Below are 12,917 nucleotides of genomic sequence, written 5' to 3'. Positions count from 1 at the left end.
TCACGTTGTGGGGTGTGGTCTGATTCACGATTGTGACTCGTGAGTACAGCCGCCGCCGTGTCCTGAAGGGCGCCGCCCTCGGCGCCGGGATCGCCACCACCGGACTGACCGCGTTCCCGGCGCGTCCCGCCGCCGCGGCCGCCCCCGCGCTGCGCGGCCCCGCCGCCGGAACCACCATCGACCGGACGTACGTGCTCGGCGCCGCGGGCGCGGGCGGGTACCGTCCCGTGATCACCGGGCCGGGCGAGCCGCACCTGCTGCGCCGCGACCTCGGCGGCACCGCCGCCGCGCGGCGCGCCGCCACCCGCCGCGGCGTCCTGGCCTTCGGGCATCTCACCGACGTGCACGTTCTCGACGCGCAGTCCCCGGCCCGCGTCGAGTTCATCGACCGCTTCAGGGACGTCATCAGCGGGTTCCCCGAGGGCGGGTACCGTCCGCAGGAGATCCTGTCGACCCACGTCGGCGAGGCGATGGTGCAGGCGGTGAACAGGGTCGGGCGCGGACCGGCGACCGGCCTGAACCTGGCGTTCACCATCAACACCGGCGACACCACCGACAACGCCCAGTACAACGAGGTCCGCTGGATCATCGACCTGCTGGACGGCGAGCGCGTCAGCCCCGACTCCGGCGACCCGAACCGGTACGAGGGCGTCATGGACTGGGCGTCCTACGACCGCGCGTACTGGCATCCCGAGGGGCCGCCGCCCGGCGCCGAGACCGACGTCGCGATCGCCAAGTACGGCTTCCCCCGCGTGAAGGGCCTGATCGACGCCGCTCGCAGGCCGTTCCAGGCGACCGGGCTGAACTCGCCGTGGTACGCCGTGTTCGGCAACCACGACGGCCTCATCCAGGGCAACCTGCCGGTCAACCCGCTCATCTCGGGCCTCGCCACCGGCGGCATCAAGATCGGTGCCCCGGCGGACAGCGGCCAGGCCGAGCGCCTCGCCCGCATGGTCAGCGAGGGCGACGCCGCCGAACTCGTCCGCCTCAGCCGCGAGCAGGGCGCCGCCGGCGGCCTGTTCCGTCCCGTCACGCCCGACTGGAACCGGCGGATGCTGTCGCGCGGCGAGGTCGTCGCCGAGCACTTCAAGACGAGCAAGCCGCTGCGCGGGCACGGCTTCACGTGGGCCAACCTCCGCGACGGGACGGCCTACTACGCGTTCGACAAGGGCATCGTGCGCGGCCTCGTCCTCGACACCGTCAACCAGAACGGCTACTCCGAGGGTTCGCTCGACAAGGCGCAGTTCGCGTGGCTGGAGTCGCAACTGAAGGCGGGCAGCAGCCGCTACTTCGCCGCGGACGGCTCGGTCGTCAGGCACGCCGCGAAGGATCGCCTGTTCGTCCTGTTCAGCCACCACCCCATCAGTTCCATGGAGAACGGCCTCGGCGGCGACCGCGTCCTCGGCGACGAGGTCAAGGCGCTCCTGCTGCGCCACCCGAACGTGATCCTGTGGGTGAACGGCCACACGCACCGCAACGAGGTCATCCCGCACGCCCGCCAGGGCGGCGGGGGTTTCTGGGAGGTGAACACGGCCGCGCACATCGACTTCCCGCAGCAGAGCCGCATCGTCGAACTCGCCGACAACGGCGACGGCACACTGTCGATCTTCGCGACGATCCTGGACTCGGCGGGCCCGGCGTCCTACGGCGGCCGCCTCACCGACCCGGTCCGGCTCGCGTCGCTGTCCCGCGAGCTGGCGGGCAACGACTGGCAGGACCGCGACTCGAACCGCCGCGGCGAGGCCGCCGACCGCAACGTCGAGCTCCTCGTCCCCGCACCGTTCTAGGGACGGTCCGCCACGTCCGGCCGGCCGGGGACGCGGAAGGGCCGCCGCGTCCGTGTCGCGGCGGCCCTCGGCCGAACGGTCTCAGCCGCGGTCCGTCGGCCCGTTGTCCCGGCGGGCGAAGCGGTCGAACAGCCCGCCGGCCGCGCCCGCCGCCGCGTCCGCCATGTCGCGGACCTTGCCCACGAACGGGTCCGCCGTCCGCTCCCACGACTCCCGGTAGGACCTGGCGGCCTCCTTGACCCCGTCGCTGACCGACGCGTCTCCGTCGCCGTCGCGGCGCAGGTAGTCCCCGGCGAGGATCCGCTCGTACTCGCCGCTGTGCGCCCACCGGTCGATCTCGGCGAACCGGATCACCGCGAACGGATGCGACTGCCCGAGCAGGTTCAGGAACTTCAGGATGCCGTCCCGCACGTCGCCGGCCGCGTCGTACTCGCGGGCCTGCTGCAGGAACGCCTCGGTGCTCATCTCGCTGAGCTTGACGCCTCCGGCGAGCTTCATGTTCACCCGCTTCGCCGCGTCCAGGTCCTGGCCGACCAGCAGGCCCGCCCGGTCCGACGACAGCTCCGCCTTCCGGAACCACTCCCGCAGCCCGATGATGATCGCCGCGATGCCGATGTTGCCGAGCGGCAGCCACGCGAGCCGCGACCCGAGCTGCAGCAGGATCTGCATCATCGTCTGGTACACGACGTGCCCGGACAGGATGTGCCCGACCTCGTGCCCGACGACGAAGCGCAGCTCCTCGTCGTCCAGCAGGTCGATCAGCCCGGTGTTCAGCACGATGAACGGGTGGTCGGAGCCGAGCGCCATCGCGTTCGGCGTCGGGTCCTGCCGGACGTACAGCTCCGGTACCTCCGGCATGTCGAGGACGTAGGACGCGTCCCGCACCATGTCGTAGATGTGGCGGAACTGGTCCTCGCCCACGCGCACCGTCCCGCCGAGGAACATCAGCCTCAGCGACCGCTCGTTGATGAGTCCCGACATCTTGCGCAGCACGACATCGAAACCGGACAGCGAGCGCAGCGCCACCAGCGCCGATCGGTCAGCCGGGTGTTCGTAAGCCCGGGAACTGATCCCCGGGAACCGCGTACGTGCTCGATCCGGTGTGTTCTCCGTCATGTCTGGCATGGTAGTTCCGACGAACCACCGCGCCACAGGGTTCCCCGCCGGGGGACCCCCGTCCGGCTCTGGCCCCGCCCGGGAGGCGACCCATGTTCGACCCGAAAGCCGAGGCGATGTCCCCGGACGAGCGCGCCGCGCTGCAGCGGCACCGCCTGTGGGGGCTGGTCGACCGGCTGCTCGCGGCGGGCGGCGTGCAGGGGCGGCGGCTCAAGGACGCCGGTGTCGCCGGCGGCTCCGACGTGACGCTCGCCGGGCTCCGGGACCTCCCGTTCACCACCAAGCAGGACCTGTGGGACAACTACCCGTTCGGGATGCTCGCCGTCCCGCGCGACCAGGTCGCCGCCGTGCACGGTTCCAGCGGCACACGGGGACGCCCGACGCTGGTCGCCTACACCAAGGCCGACCTCGACCTGTGGGCGGCGATGTGCGCGCGTTCACTGTCGTGCGCGGGCGCCTCGCCGGGCAGCATCGTCCACAACGCCTACGGCTACGGGCTGTTCACCGGCGGGATCGGGATCCACCAGGGGGCCGTGGCGCTCGGCGCGACCGTCGTGCCGATGTCGGGAGGGATGACCGACCGGCAGGTCCGGATGCTCACCGACCTCCGGGCGGACGTCCTGACCTGCACACCCGCCTACGCACTCCGTCTCGGGGAGGCCCTCGCCGAGGCGGGCGCCGAACCGCACGCGCTGAAGGCCGGGCTGTTCGGGGCCGAGCCGTGGTCGGAGGAACTGCGCACCGCCATCGAACAGGTCCTGCCGATCAAGGCGATGGACATCTACGGGCTCTCGGAGGTCATCGGGCCCGGCGTCGCCACCGAATGCCTGGAGCAGAACGGACTGCACGTCAACGAGGACCACTTCATCGTCGAGGCCGTCGACCCCGAGACGGGCGACCCGGTCGAGGACGGCACACCCGGCGAACTGGTGTTCACGACGCCGACCAAGCAGGCGCTGCCCCTGCTGCGCTACCGGACGGGCGACATCGCGTCCCTGGACCGCGGCGAATGCAACTGCGGGCGGACCCTGGTCCGGATGAGCAAGGTCCTCGGCCGCGCCGACGACATGATCGTCGTGCGGGGCGTCAACGTGTATCCGAGCGAGGTCGAGCGCGTCCTGCTCGGATCGGGGCTCGTCCGGCCGCACTACCAGCTCGTCGTCGACCGCCGCGCGCCGGCCGTCCGCCTCCTCGTCGCCTGCGAGGCGCTGTCGGGCGACCCGAGGGACGAGCTCATCCGCGGCCTCCACCAGTCGCTCGGGCTGACCGCCGAGGTGTTCGTCCTGCCGGAGGGCACCGTGCCGCGGGTCGAGGTCGGCAAGGCCGTCCGCGTCCTCTCCTGGGAGGACGGCCGGCCGCCGCTGCCCGGCCTGGCCTGACCGCGCCTGCCCGGCCCGCCTCCCGCCTGGCCCCGGCTCCGGCCTGGCCCGACTCCCGCCCGGACGTTACGGGCCACGGCCCCGCTGGCTATTCTCGTCGTCATGACGCAAAAGCGGCGGCTGGGGATCATGGGCGGCACGTTCGACCCGATCCACCACGGCCACCTCGTGGCCGCGAGCGAGGTGGCGCACTTCTACTCGCTCGACGAGGTCGTCTTCGTGCCCACCGGCCTGTCCTCCCACAAGGAGGACCGCAGGATCACCGCCGCGGAGGACCGGTACCTCATGGCCGTGATCGCGACCGCGTCCAACCCCCGCTTCTCCGTCAGCCGCGTCGACATCGACCGCCCCGGCCCCACCTACACCGTCGACACGCTCCGCGACATGCGCGAGATCCAGGGCCCGGACGCCGACCTGTTCTTCATCACCGGCGCCGACGCGCTGGAGAAGATGCTGACCTGGCACGACACCGACGAACTGTTCGAACTGGCGCACTTCGTCGGCGTCACCCGCCCCGGCCACCGGCTCGCCGACCCCGGCCTCCCGAACGGCGGGGTGTCCCTCATGGAGGTCCCCGCGCTTTCGATCTCGTCCACCGAATGCCGCGACCGCGTCCGCTCCGGCGAACCCATCTGGTACCTGGTCCCGGACGGGATCGTCCAGTACATCAACAAGCGCGACCTCTACCGCGTCGCCCCGGGGGAATGACCCGCCGCATACCCTGGAAAGGGCAGGGCCGCATCAGCATCGCGGTCGAACAGCGACAAAGAGGTCAGTGAACCGCCGCGCATGAGAAGGTGTTAGCGGAGACGACCCCTACAGGGAGGATCGCGAGCGCATCGTGACCGCATCCGAGAGGGCGGCGCAGCTCGTCCGGATCGCCGCCGAGGCGGCGGGCGACAAGCTGGCCGACGACATTCTTGCCTACGACGTGAGCGAGCAGCTCGTCATCACCGACGCGTTCGTGCTCTGCTCGGCCCCCAGCGACCGCCAGGTCCGCGCCATCGTCGACGAAGTCGAGCGGCGCCTCCGCGAAGAGGGCGACGCCAAGCCCGTCCGCCGCGAAGGCGAGCGCGAAGGCCGCTGGGTGCTGCTGGACTACGCGGACATCATCGTGCACATCCAGCACGAAGAAGACCGCATGTTCTACGCCCTCGAACGGCTCTGGAAAGACTGCCCCCTCCTCGACCTGCCCGAAAGCGTCACCGCCCACCAGAACCACCGGACCCGCGCCGTCGGGAGCCCGAGTGAGTGACGCACGCCCCAGCCGGGAACCCGGCAGGCGGCGGCTCGTGCTCTGGCGGCACGGCCAGACCGCCTGGAACGTCGAACGCCGCTTCCAGGGCAAGACCGACATCCCGCTCGACGAGACCGGTGTACAGCAGGCCCGGCGCGCCGCCCGGCTCCTCGCCGGGCTCCGCCCCACCGCCCTGCTCGCGTCCCCCCTCCGCCGGGCCGCCGACACCGCCCAGGCCCTCGCCGACATCACCGGGCTCCCCGTCCGCCACGACAGGGACCTCATCGAACGCGACGGCGGCGCCTGGGAGGGCCTCACCGCCCGCGAGATCCGGGAACGCTACCCGGCGGAACACGCCGCCTGGCAGCCCCCCGGCGGTGAGACCAGCGCCCAGGTGGCCAAACGCGTCGGCGCCGCCCTGGAACGCGCGCTGGACGACCTGCCGCCCACCGGCCAGCTCGTCGTCGCCTCCCACGGCGCCGCGCTGCGCCTCGGCATGTCCCACCTCCTGCGCCTCCCCGAAGAGACATGGGAACGCCTCGGGGGCCTGTCCAACTGCTGCTGGTCCGTCATCACCGAAATGCGCGACGGCGGCTGGCGCCTCGCCGAACACAACGCCGGCACCCTCCCCGAGCCCGTCCTCAGCGACGACCGCCCCGACGCCGGAACCTGAGCCGGAAACGATTCGAGACCAGCCTCCCCCGTCCGATACACTGGCGGGGCGCTGCGGGATGAACGTCCACGCAGCGGCGGGGCTATGGCGCAGTTGGTAGCGCGCCTCCATGGCATGGAGGAGGTCTGGGGTTCGAATCCCCATAGCTCCACAGACGAGTCGGGAGTGGCGTGGCCGCGGAGAACGCGGGCACGCCACTCCTTCTTCATGTTGGCTCTAAAAGGTTGGCCATGGTCGCGGCTACCTTTCGTCCGGCCGCGCTTCGGAATGTCGATCATGCGGGAACAGCCACCTGTGGCGATGCATGATCGAGATGAGGGCTGACTGATGAGAAGCCGGATTTCCGGACGGCTGCTGCCCGCCGCGCTGGCCGCGGCGACCGTCACCGCGATCGCCGCGCCCGCGACGGCCCAGGAGGCGCCGCCACCGGCCGAAGAGACCTACAGCGAAGGGGAATGCGCCGAGGCGCTCAAGGTCCTGTCGTACTTCAAACTGCTCCCGGACCAGCCCGACATCGGGCGAGCCCTCTGCTCGATGAACGCCGAGAAGCAGGAGGAGACGCCGCAGGACGCGATGCAGCAGGACCAGGCGCAGGATGACGCGGCGCAGCAGGAGGACGCGGCGCAGGAGCAGACCACGGACGAGCTCAGCAGCACCTACACCACCGACACCGGCCAGACCGTCAAGGAGAACAAGCTCCTCGGCATCCCGGTCGAGTGGCCCAAAAGCCTCACGGTCCATGTGCCGACGGTCAACGACCAGTGGCACTCCTATACAGCGACACAGGGCTGACGCGTTCTCACGGGCCGCGGAGGAACGCCCCTCCGCGGCCCGTGTCCGAAACGCTCCCGGCGTGCACTAAGCTTTTCCTCGACCGAGGGGCTATGGCGCAGTTGGTAGCGCGCCTCCATGGCATGGAGGAGGTCTGGGGTTCGAATCCCCATAGCTCCACCTGAGTTGAGAAGTCGAACGTGCCTCGCCTGAGCGGCGGGGCGGTTCTCGTTCCGGCCCGGTCGTCACCCAGAGCGCTGGTAGATGGTGACGAGTACGCCATCGCCGTACGTCGTGGCCTCGGTCAGTTTCCACACGGTCTTGTCGGAGGTCTTGGTCCACAGCGTCTGGCCGTGGCCGAGGATGACGGGGAACGACATGAGGTGGATCTCGTCCACCAGGTCGTGTGCGAGCAGCCCCTGGGCGAGCTGGATGCTCCCGGCCACGGATATCTCGCCGTCGACCCGGCGTTTGAGCCGGGACACCTCGTCGGCCAGGTCACCGGAGAGCACGGTCGTGTTGTTCCACTTCGGTTCGGTCAGCGTGCTGGAGAGGACGTACTTCGGCATGCTGTTGTACTTGTCGGCGAGTTCGCCCTCGTACTGCGGCCAGGCTTCGGCGAATCCCTCGTAGGTCTTGCGTCCGAGCAGCAGCGCGTCGGCCGCGAGCGATTCGTCCTCCTTGAACTTCTCGGCGTCGGGTCCGCGGTCGAAGTCGAAGCTCCAGTTCGGGTACTTGAAATCCTCTCCGCCGGGCGCCTCCACGACGCCGTCGAGGGAGATGAACTCGGTCAGCACGATCTTTCCCATGTCAGGACTCCTTGATGAACTCGCGCAGCGCGGCGGCGAGCACGTCGGGTGTGGTGCTGTGGTTCTCGCCCGGCACGGGCTTGAGGGTCGCCGTCGGCAGGTGCTCGGCGAGGGCCCGCGTGCCCGTGGCGATGAACGGCCAGGTGTCGTTGCCGTGCATGGCGAGGATGGGAACGTCGATCCGGTTCCAGAGGTCGGCGCGCAATGGCTTGCCGGACATGGTGTCGCCGACGTTGCGGCCGTCGTAGGCGATCGTGGGGGCGATCGCCTCGAGCCCGGACCACATGTCGGCGTCCTCGCGCATGCCGTCGACGAGCTCCTCCGGCAGGCCGACGGTGGCGGTCATGAACAGGGCGACGGCGTCGCCGGGGCGGCCGTCGGCGACGGCGGCGTCGAGCCGCTCGACGTAGTCGGCCGGCAGTGGCGGACGGGAGTCGTCGACGATGACGGGCGGTTCGAACAGCGCGAGGCGCGCGACCGGGACGCCGGCCTGCGCGGCGTTGAGTGCGAGCAGCCCGCCGGAGGACCAGCCGAACACCGTCGCCGGACGGCCGCCGCCGGCCTGCTCGATGATCGCGGTGAGGTCCTCGAACTCGCGCTCGACCGCGTAGGGCCGGGTGTCGCCGCTCTCGCCCCGCCCGCGGCGGTCGTAGTTGATCACGAGGAACTCGCCGGCGAGCAGCTCGGCCGTCTGCGAGTTCTCGGGAGTGGTGGCGCGGTACGCGGTCGCGCCGTCGATGATGATGATCGGGTCGCCGCCGCCCCACGCCGTGTAGGCGATGGTGGTGCCGTCGGCCGATGTGACAGTTCCGCTGGTCACGTGAGGGCCTTCCTGGTCGGTCTCACGCGGTGTCGATCACCGCGTGAGACCACGTTAGGAAGGCTCCGGATCCTCGGTCTTGTACAGGAGCGACATCGGGTCGCCGGCCTCGTCGCGCCGCCGCAGCTGCGTCGCGGTGCGGCCGATGAACCGTTGCAGCGCCTTCGCGAGGTGCGGCTGGTCGTAGTAGCCGAGCCGGTGCACCACCTCGAGCGGCGCGATTCCCTCACCGAGCAGCATCGCGGCTTCCCTGGCGCGTTCGATCTGCCGTATCGCGCCCTGCGTGAGCCCGGTCGCGGACGACACCCGCCGCTGGACCGACCGTGTTCCCACCTTGGCGATTCCGCCCCACACGACCTCGTCCACGAGCGGATCACGGGTGAGCACCCCGGCGTGCACGAGCTTCTGGACGAACTGCTCCGCGTCGTCCATGCGGGGGATCTCCCACTCCTCGCCGCGCAGGACGAACGTGCGTTCAGTCACGTGCGGGCTTTCGATGCCGCCGTCGACGAGCCCCGCCATCGGCAGGTGCGGCATCGACGTGCCGTGCGCGAACGTGATCCCGAACGACTCCGAGTCACCGGTGATCTCCGCGCTGGACACGGTCGTCTCCGGCCCGCGGACCGCCGCGTGGACGACGCCTCCGTCCTCCCAGAAGACCAGCTCCCAGGTCGACGTCGCGACCGAGGTCATGATCCCGGCGCCCGAGGTGCGCCCGCGCCACACACGTGCCACGTAGGGCGAGTCCGAACCGCGGTGCTCGCTCTCGATGGACATACCGGAAGCCTACCGACCGGCGGACGCCGATCGATGCCCTTGAGGTTCGGGACGCACCGCCCCCACTTCCTTCGCCGCCCGGGGCTCGTCAGGCCGTGTAGCGGAGCACGGCACCCACGTGAAGGTTCGGTGCGGGGCCGTCGGACGGCAGGACGACCAGTTCACCGTCGGTCGCCGCCACCGCTCTGACCAGGGCGGCGTCCGCCCGCTCCTCGCGGGGGTCGGCCACGCCGAACTCGTCGCGGAGCTCGTCGGCGGTGGTGGCGATCTGTGCGGGGTCCGGGCCGACCCAGAGGCGGGCGGTGGAATCCGGGTCCTCGTCCAGGAGGAGCGTCTCGACGCGGCCCTGCCTTGCGGCCTCGGCGGTGGCGGGCAGGCCCGCGACGGCACGCTGGCCGTTGGCGAGTTCACGGTCGAAACGTTCGGCGACGGTCATGATGCGCTCGGTCGTCTTCAGCTTCAGGATGCGGCGAAGCTCGGCGTCCAGGTCAGGGTCGTCGACGGTGGTGTTCTTGTCGGACTCGACGGTGTGCTCCAAGACGTGCTCGGAGACCTCCTCCAGCACAAAGGTGCGGGCACGGGTGTCACCGGCGATCACGATGGCCTCCGCGCCGCAGCTGTCGGCGACGCGGTCGATCTCGTGGGCGACCTTCTTGGCGTTGATCATCCAGACGTTCTCGGACGAGCGCTGGAACCGGGACTGGTTCCAGTCGCCCGCCTTCGTCTTGCGGATGGGGTAGTCCTCATCGCCCTCGACGTCGATGTGCCGGTGCTTCCCGTCCGCGGTGACGCAGTCGATCGCGCCGCCGCGGCGGTCGACGACGGCCACCATGTGCGGGAACCTCTCGCCGCGTTCGGCCAGGTAGGGCAGGACGTCCGGGAGTGGGGCGAGGGTCGCGCGGGGCGTCCGGGGCGCGCCGGGGAACCGCTCGCTGTGCACCACCTCGCCGTTCGCCGCGAAGATCACCATGGTCCCGGAGCGGCGGTCCAGCATCTCCTCGTCGATGGTCTGCTCGATCGCGCGGAGCATGTCCTGCGGGGCGTTCTGGGCCTCCAGGTCCGCGCGCAGCGCCCGCCACCGCAGTTCCACGGCCTTGGGCGCGTCCTCGGTGGTCCGGGTGAGGTCCGCGTAGACGGACGCGTAGGGCCCCGGATGTTGGTACAGCGACTTGAGGAATGACAGATCCATGAGGTTGGCCGTACCCGTCCTATCTGGGACAAACGTAAAGGATGTGACGTCTGTGATCAGCCCTTGGCGGACTGCTGGAGCCGCGCGTAGGCGAGCTGCAGCCAGTCCGAACCCGCGACCGCCGTCATCGTGGCGCCGGCGAGCCGCGTGGCGTGCGGGGCGAACACGAGGCCCGCCGTGTAGGCCGTCGCGACCCACTGGGCCGTGCAGAACGGGCAGGTGATCAGCTCCCCGACGGCGTGCCTGATGCCCCGCCCGCGCACATCCTCCGCCACCTCGGCCGGCCCGGACGTCCCGGAGTAGCGGGTGAACGGGGCGCGCAACGGGCTCGTCACCGGATCCTTCGCGATCAGCCGGGACAGCTTGTGCGTCGTGACGGTCATCAGTGCCAGGTCGGAGAGCCCTATGGACGGGGTCTGGTCGCGCAACCGGCGGCCCGCCAGCACCATCGCCGCCGTGGTCAGCCCGTAGACGGCGAGAGTGCCGAGGTACGAACCGAGCGGACGATCCGCATCGCCGGCGTACTCGTCCTTCTGCCTGCGCGCGGTGTCGACGACCGTACTCATGTCTTCTCCATTTCCGGCGGGACGAGCAGGTGCAACTCGCCGCCCTCGGGACCGGCGAGGACCGGAACCGCCCGGCCGTCGTCACGAGCGGCCCGCGAACCAGAGCCCGCGAGCCGCTCGGGATCGGAGCGGGCCCGGACGAGGACGGGTCCGGTTCAGTGGTTGCGCAGCGCGTCCACCAGTTGCGACTTGTTCATCGAGGACCGTCCCTCGATGCCGATCTCGCGGGCCCGCTTCATGAGCTCGTCCTTCGTCCAGTCGCTGTAAGGGGGGTTCTTGCCGCCCTTGCGGCCGACCTTCTTCATCCCCTGGCCCGCCGACGCGTTCGCGATCCGCGCTGCCTTCTCCTTGCTTTCGCCCCGATCGCGGAGCTTCTGGTACGTCTTCTCGTCCTTGATCTGTGATCTAGGCATACCGGACGTTTACCCGACACACCCGTTCCACACATCAAAACAATGGCGCCGGAAAGGGGACTTGTGCGCGCCAGCATCCTGGCCCCCTCGACGTTCGGCACGCCGCCGCCCGCCCCGGCGAGGCCGCGGGCCGGCGGCCGCGCCCCCTGCGCGCCCTGCGTCCTGCGTCCTGCGTCCTGCGCGCATCGACGTCCGGTACCGCCTGCTGGATGCGGTCCACGCCTATGTGGGGGAGCGGCAGGAGCAGGCGGGCGAGACCCGGCGTGTCCGGGACACCCACGCCGCCCACCTGGTCGAACTCGCCGAACGCTCTGAGCCGGAGCGGCGGCGCCGCGACCAGCTGCGCTGGGCCGAGCGGGTCGCCGCCGAGCGCGGCAACATCACGGTCGCGTTCCGGCATGTGATCGAGACCGGCCACGCCCGGACGGGGTTGCGGCTCGTCGCGGCCCTGGTGTGGTTCTGGATGCTGCGCGACATGGAGACCGAGGCGGCGGCTGGGCGGTCCTTCGGCACGGATCACTTCATCCATCGAGCTGTCCCTCACATGTCGTGGATGTGACGTTCTCCACCGTGGGCGACCGCGCTGACATGTCGCCTACCTCGGCCGGGCGCGGCTGACACCGCACTGACGCAGTGCTGTAGTGAATGATTGAACGCGGCGTGACCTGCGAGTTCACCGTAGGTGTCCGCGGTCGGACTTCTTGATTTGACGGACCGTCCAAGGCTGCCTAATCTCTGTCGTGCCCCAAGGGGATGCGGGACGCCGGAAGGCGGACGGCCCCGGGGAACGCCAGCAGAGCAAAACGGTTCGCAGCATGCTGCGAGCCGGGGTACTCTTGCATGGCAAGCTCAGACGGGATGCAGGACGCCGCGAGGTGGCCGGCCCGTAGGGCATCCTCCACGAAACGATCTTGACGGGTCTTCTGGTCTGTCGTTGTGTCGTTGCGTGGGGGAACTTGGAGAGTCTCCGTCCGTCGAAAAGATCTTGGTTGATCGGCTTGACACCGGCGGCGAACCGGGTAAGTTAGAAGGGTTGCCCCGGAGCTGGGGCCTGCGGAAGCGGGTTCGGCGCGGTGGGTGTCCGTTTCTTGAGAACTCAACAGCGTGTTAAAAGCCAGTGCCTTTATCGGTTCGGTCGTTATTTGGCCGGGCCGCCCCGTGGCCGCCCCCTTTTTTTGGGGGTGGTGGGGATTTCTTTGAGGCAAGGAACCCTTTCTTTTGGAGGGGTTTATTGCTGGGATTGTTTTCCAGGGTTTGGCCGGCCGGGTTGGGGGTTCGTCCTCTGTTCTGGTTGGTCGTGTGGCCTTAATGGAGAGTTTGATCCTGGCTCAGGACGAACGCTGGCGGCGTGCTTAACACATGCAAGTCGAGCGGAAAGGC

Annotated in this window: 14 protein-coding genes, 2 tRNA genes and 1 rRNA gene; 10 read left to right on the top strand and 7 right to left on the bottom strand. The window is 69.9% G+C overall.

The genetic code is table 11. The annotated features are described in order from the left end of the window. Window positions 1-32 precede the first annotated feature (32 nt). Window positions 33-1,787, top strand: a complete 1,755-nt coding sequence (locus ACGFK0_RS17820) for a TIGR03767 family metallophosphoesterase (RefSeq protein ID WP_392906022.1) — start codon at window positions 33-35, stop codon at window positions 1,785-1,787. A gap of 81 nt (window positions 1,788-1,868) precedes the next feature. Here ACGFK0_RS17820 and ACGFK0_RS17815 read toward each other — a convergent pair whose 3' ends face one another. Beyond that, the gene (locus tag ACGFK0_RS17815) at window positions 1,869-2,903 is read right to left on the bottom strand and encodes a M48 family metallopeptidase (RefSeq protein ID WP_392906021.1); all 1,035 of its coding nucleotides are present in this window, start codon (window positions 2,901-2,903) and stop codon (window positions 1,869-1,871) included. A 92-nt stretch (window positions 2,904-2,995) separates the two neighbouring features. Between ACGFK0_RS17815 and ACGFK0_RS17810 the strand changes: the two genes are divergently transcribed. The 7 genes from ACGFK0_RS17810 to ACGFK0_RS17780 all read left to right on the top strand — a co-directional run bounded on the left by ACGFK0_RS17810 (window position 2,996) and on the right by ACGFK0_RS17780 (window position 7,143). Next, window positions 2,996-4,282, top strand: coding sequence for a phenylacetate--CoA ligase family protein (locus ACGFK0_RS17810; protein WP_392906019.1), 1,287 nt, complete (start codon window positions 2,996-2,998; stop codon window positions 4,280-4,282). 102 nt (window positions 4,283-4,384) lie between these two features. Beyond that, on the top strand, window positions 4,385-4,990 hold the full coding sequence (nadD, locus tag ACGFK0_RS17805) for a nicotinate-nucleotide adenylyltransferase (protein ID WP_392906017.1): 606 nt from the start codon (window positions 4,385-4,387) through the stop codon (window positions 4,988-4,990). 133 nt (window positions 4,991-5,123) lie between these two features. Beyond that, window positions 5,124-5,537 (top strand): ribosome silencing factor, encoded by a 414-nt coding sequence (gene rsfS / locus ACGFK0_RS17800; protein WP_392906015.1) that lies wholly within the window; start codon window positions 5,124-5,126, stop codon window positions 5,535-5,537. Further along, window positions 5,530-6,192, top strand: a complete 663-nt coding sequence (locus ACGFK0_RS17795; protein ID WP_392906013.1) for a histidine phosphatase family protein — start codon at window positions 5,530-5,532, stop codon at window positions 6,190-6,192. Before rsfS ends, ACGFK0_RS17795 begins: the two co-directional genes overlap by 8 nt. 78 nt (window positions 6,193-6,270) lie before the next feature. Beyond that, window positions 6,271-6,343, top strand: a tRNA-Ala gene (locus ACGFK0_RS17790). A 176-nt stretch (window positions 6,344-6,519) separates the two neighbouring features. Further along, on the top strand, window positions 6,520-6,984 hold the full coding sequence (locus tag ACGFK0_RS17785) for a hypothetical protein (protein ID WP_392906012.1): 465 nt from the start codon (window positions 6,520-6,522) through the stop codon (window positions 6,982-6,984). Window positions 6,985-7,070: 86 nt separating this feature from the next. After that, a tRNA-Ala gene (locus tag ACGFK0_RS17780) sits at window positions 7,071-7,143 on the top strand. Window positions 7,144-7,208: 65 nt separating this feature from the next. Here the strand turns inward: ACGFK0_RS17780 and ACGFK0_RS17775 are convergent. From ACGFK0_RS17775 to ACGFK0_RS17750, 6 genes are all read right to left on the bottom strand, one after another. Further along, complete coding sequence (locus ACGFK0_RS17775) at window positions 7,209-7,772, bottom strand: dihydrofolate reductase family protein (RefSeq protein ID WP_392906010.1); 564 nt, start codon at window positions 7,770-7,772, stop codon at window positions 7,209-7,211. Between the two features lies 1 nt (window position 7,773). Beyond that, entirely contained in the window at window positions 7,774-8,592 is an 819-nt protein-coding gene (locus ACGFK0_RS17770; protein WP_392906009.1) for an alpha/beta fold hydrolase, read from the bottom strand. 54 nt (window positions 8,593-8,646) lie between these two features. Further along, a complete protein-coding gene (locus ACGFK0_RS17765) occupies window positions 8,647-9,369 on the bottom strand; it encodes a helix-turn-helix domain-containing protein (RefSeq protein WP_392906008.1) in 723 nt (240 codons plus the stop codon). 88 nt (window positions 9,370-9,457) lie between these two features. Next, complete coding sequence (locus ACGFK0_RS17760; protein ID WP_392906007.1) at window positions 9,458-10,558, bottom strand: Vms1/Ankzf1 family peptidyl-tRNA hydrolase; 1,101 nt, start codon at window positions 10,556-10,558, stop codon at window positions 9,458-9,460. A 56-nt stretch (window positions 10,559-10,614) separates the two neighbouring features. After that, the gene (locus ACGFK0_RS17755; RefSeq protein ID WP_392906006.1) at window positions 10,615-11,124 is read right to left on the bottom strand and encodes a DUF1360 domain-containing protein; all 510 of its coding nucleotides are present in this window, start codon (window positions 11,122-11,124) and stop codon (window positions 10,615-10,617) included. A gap of 155 nt (window positions 11,125-11,279) precedes the next feature. Further along, on the bottom strand, window positions 11,280-11,537 hold the full coding sequence (locus ACGFK0_RS17750; protein WP_392906004.1) for a Rho termination factor: 258 nt from the start codon (window positions 11,535-11,537) through the stop codon (window positions 11,280-11,282). Between the two features lie 226 nt (window positions 11,538-11,763). Between ACGFK0_RS17750 and ACGFK0_RS17745 the strand changes: the two genes are divergently transcribed. Further along, window positions 11,764-12,096: a hypothetical protein gene (locus tag ACGFK0_RS17745; RefSeq protein WP_392906002.1), complete on the top strand. Its 333-nt coding sequence runs from the start codon at window positions 11,764-11,766 to the stop codon at window positions 12,094-12,096. Window positions 12,097-12,842: 746 nt separating this feature from the next. Continuing rightward, a 16S ribosomal RNA gene (locus ACGFK0_RS17740) occupies window positions 12,843-12,917 on the top strand; the annotation flags it as partial.

The sequence above is a fragment of the Spirillospora sp. NPDC048823 genome (assembly GCF_043198445.1).
Classification (GTDB): Bacteria; Actinomycetota; Actinomycetes; order Streptosporangiales; family Streptosporangiaceae; genus Spirillospora.
This window is presented reverse-complemented; position numbering and strand designations above follow the sequence as displayed.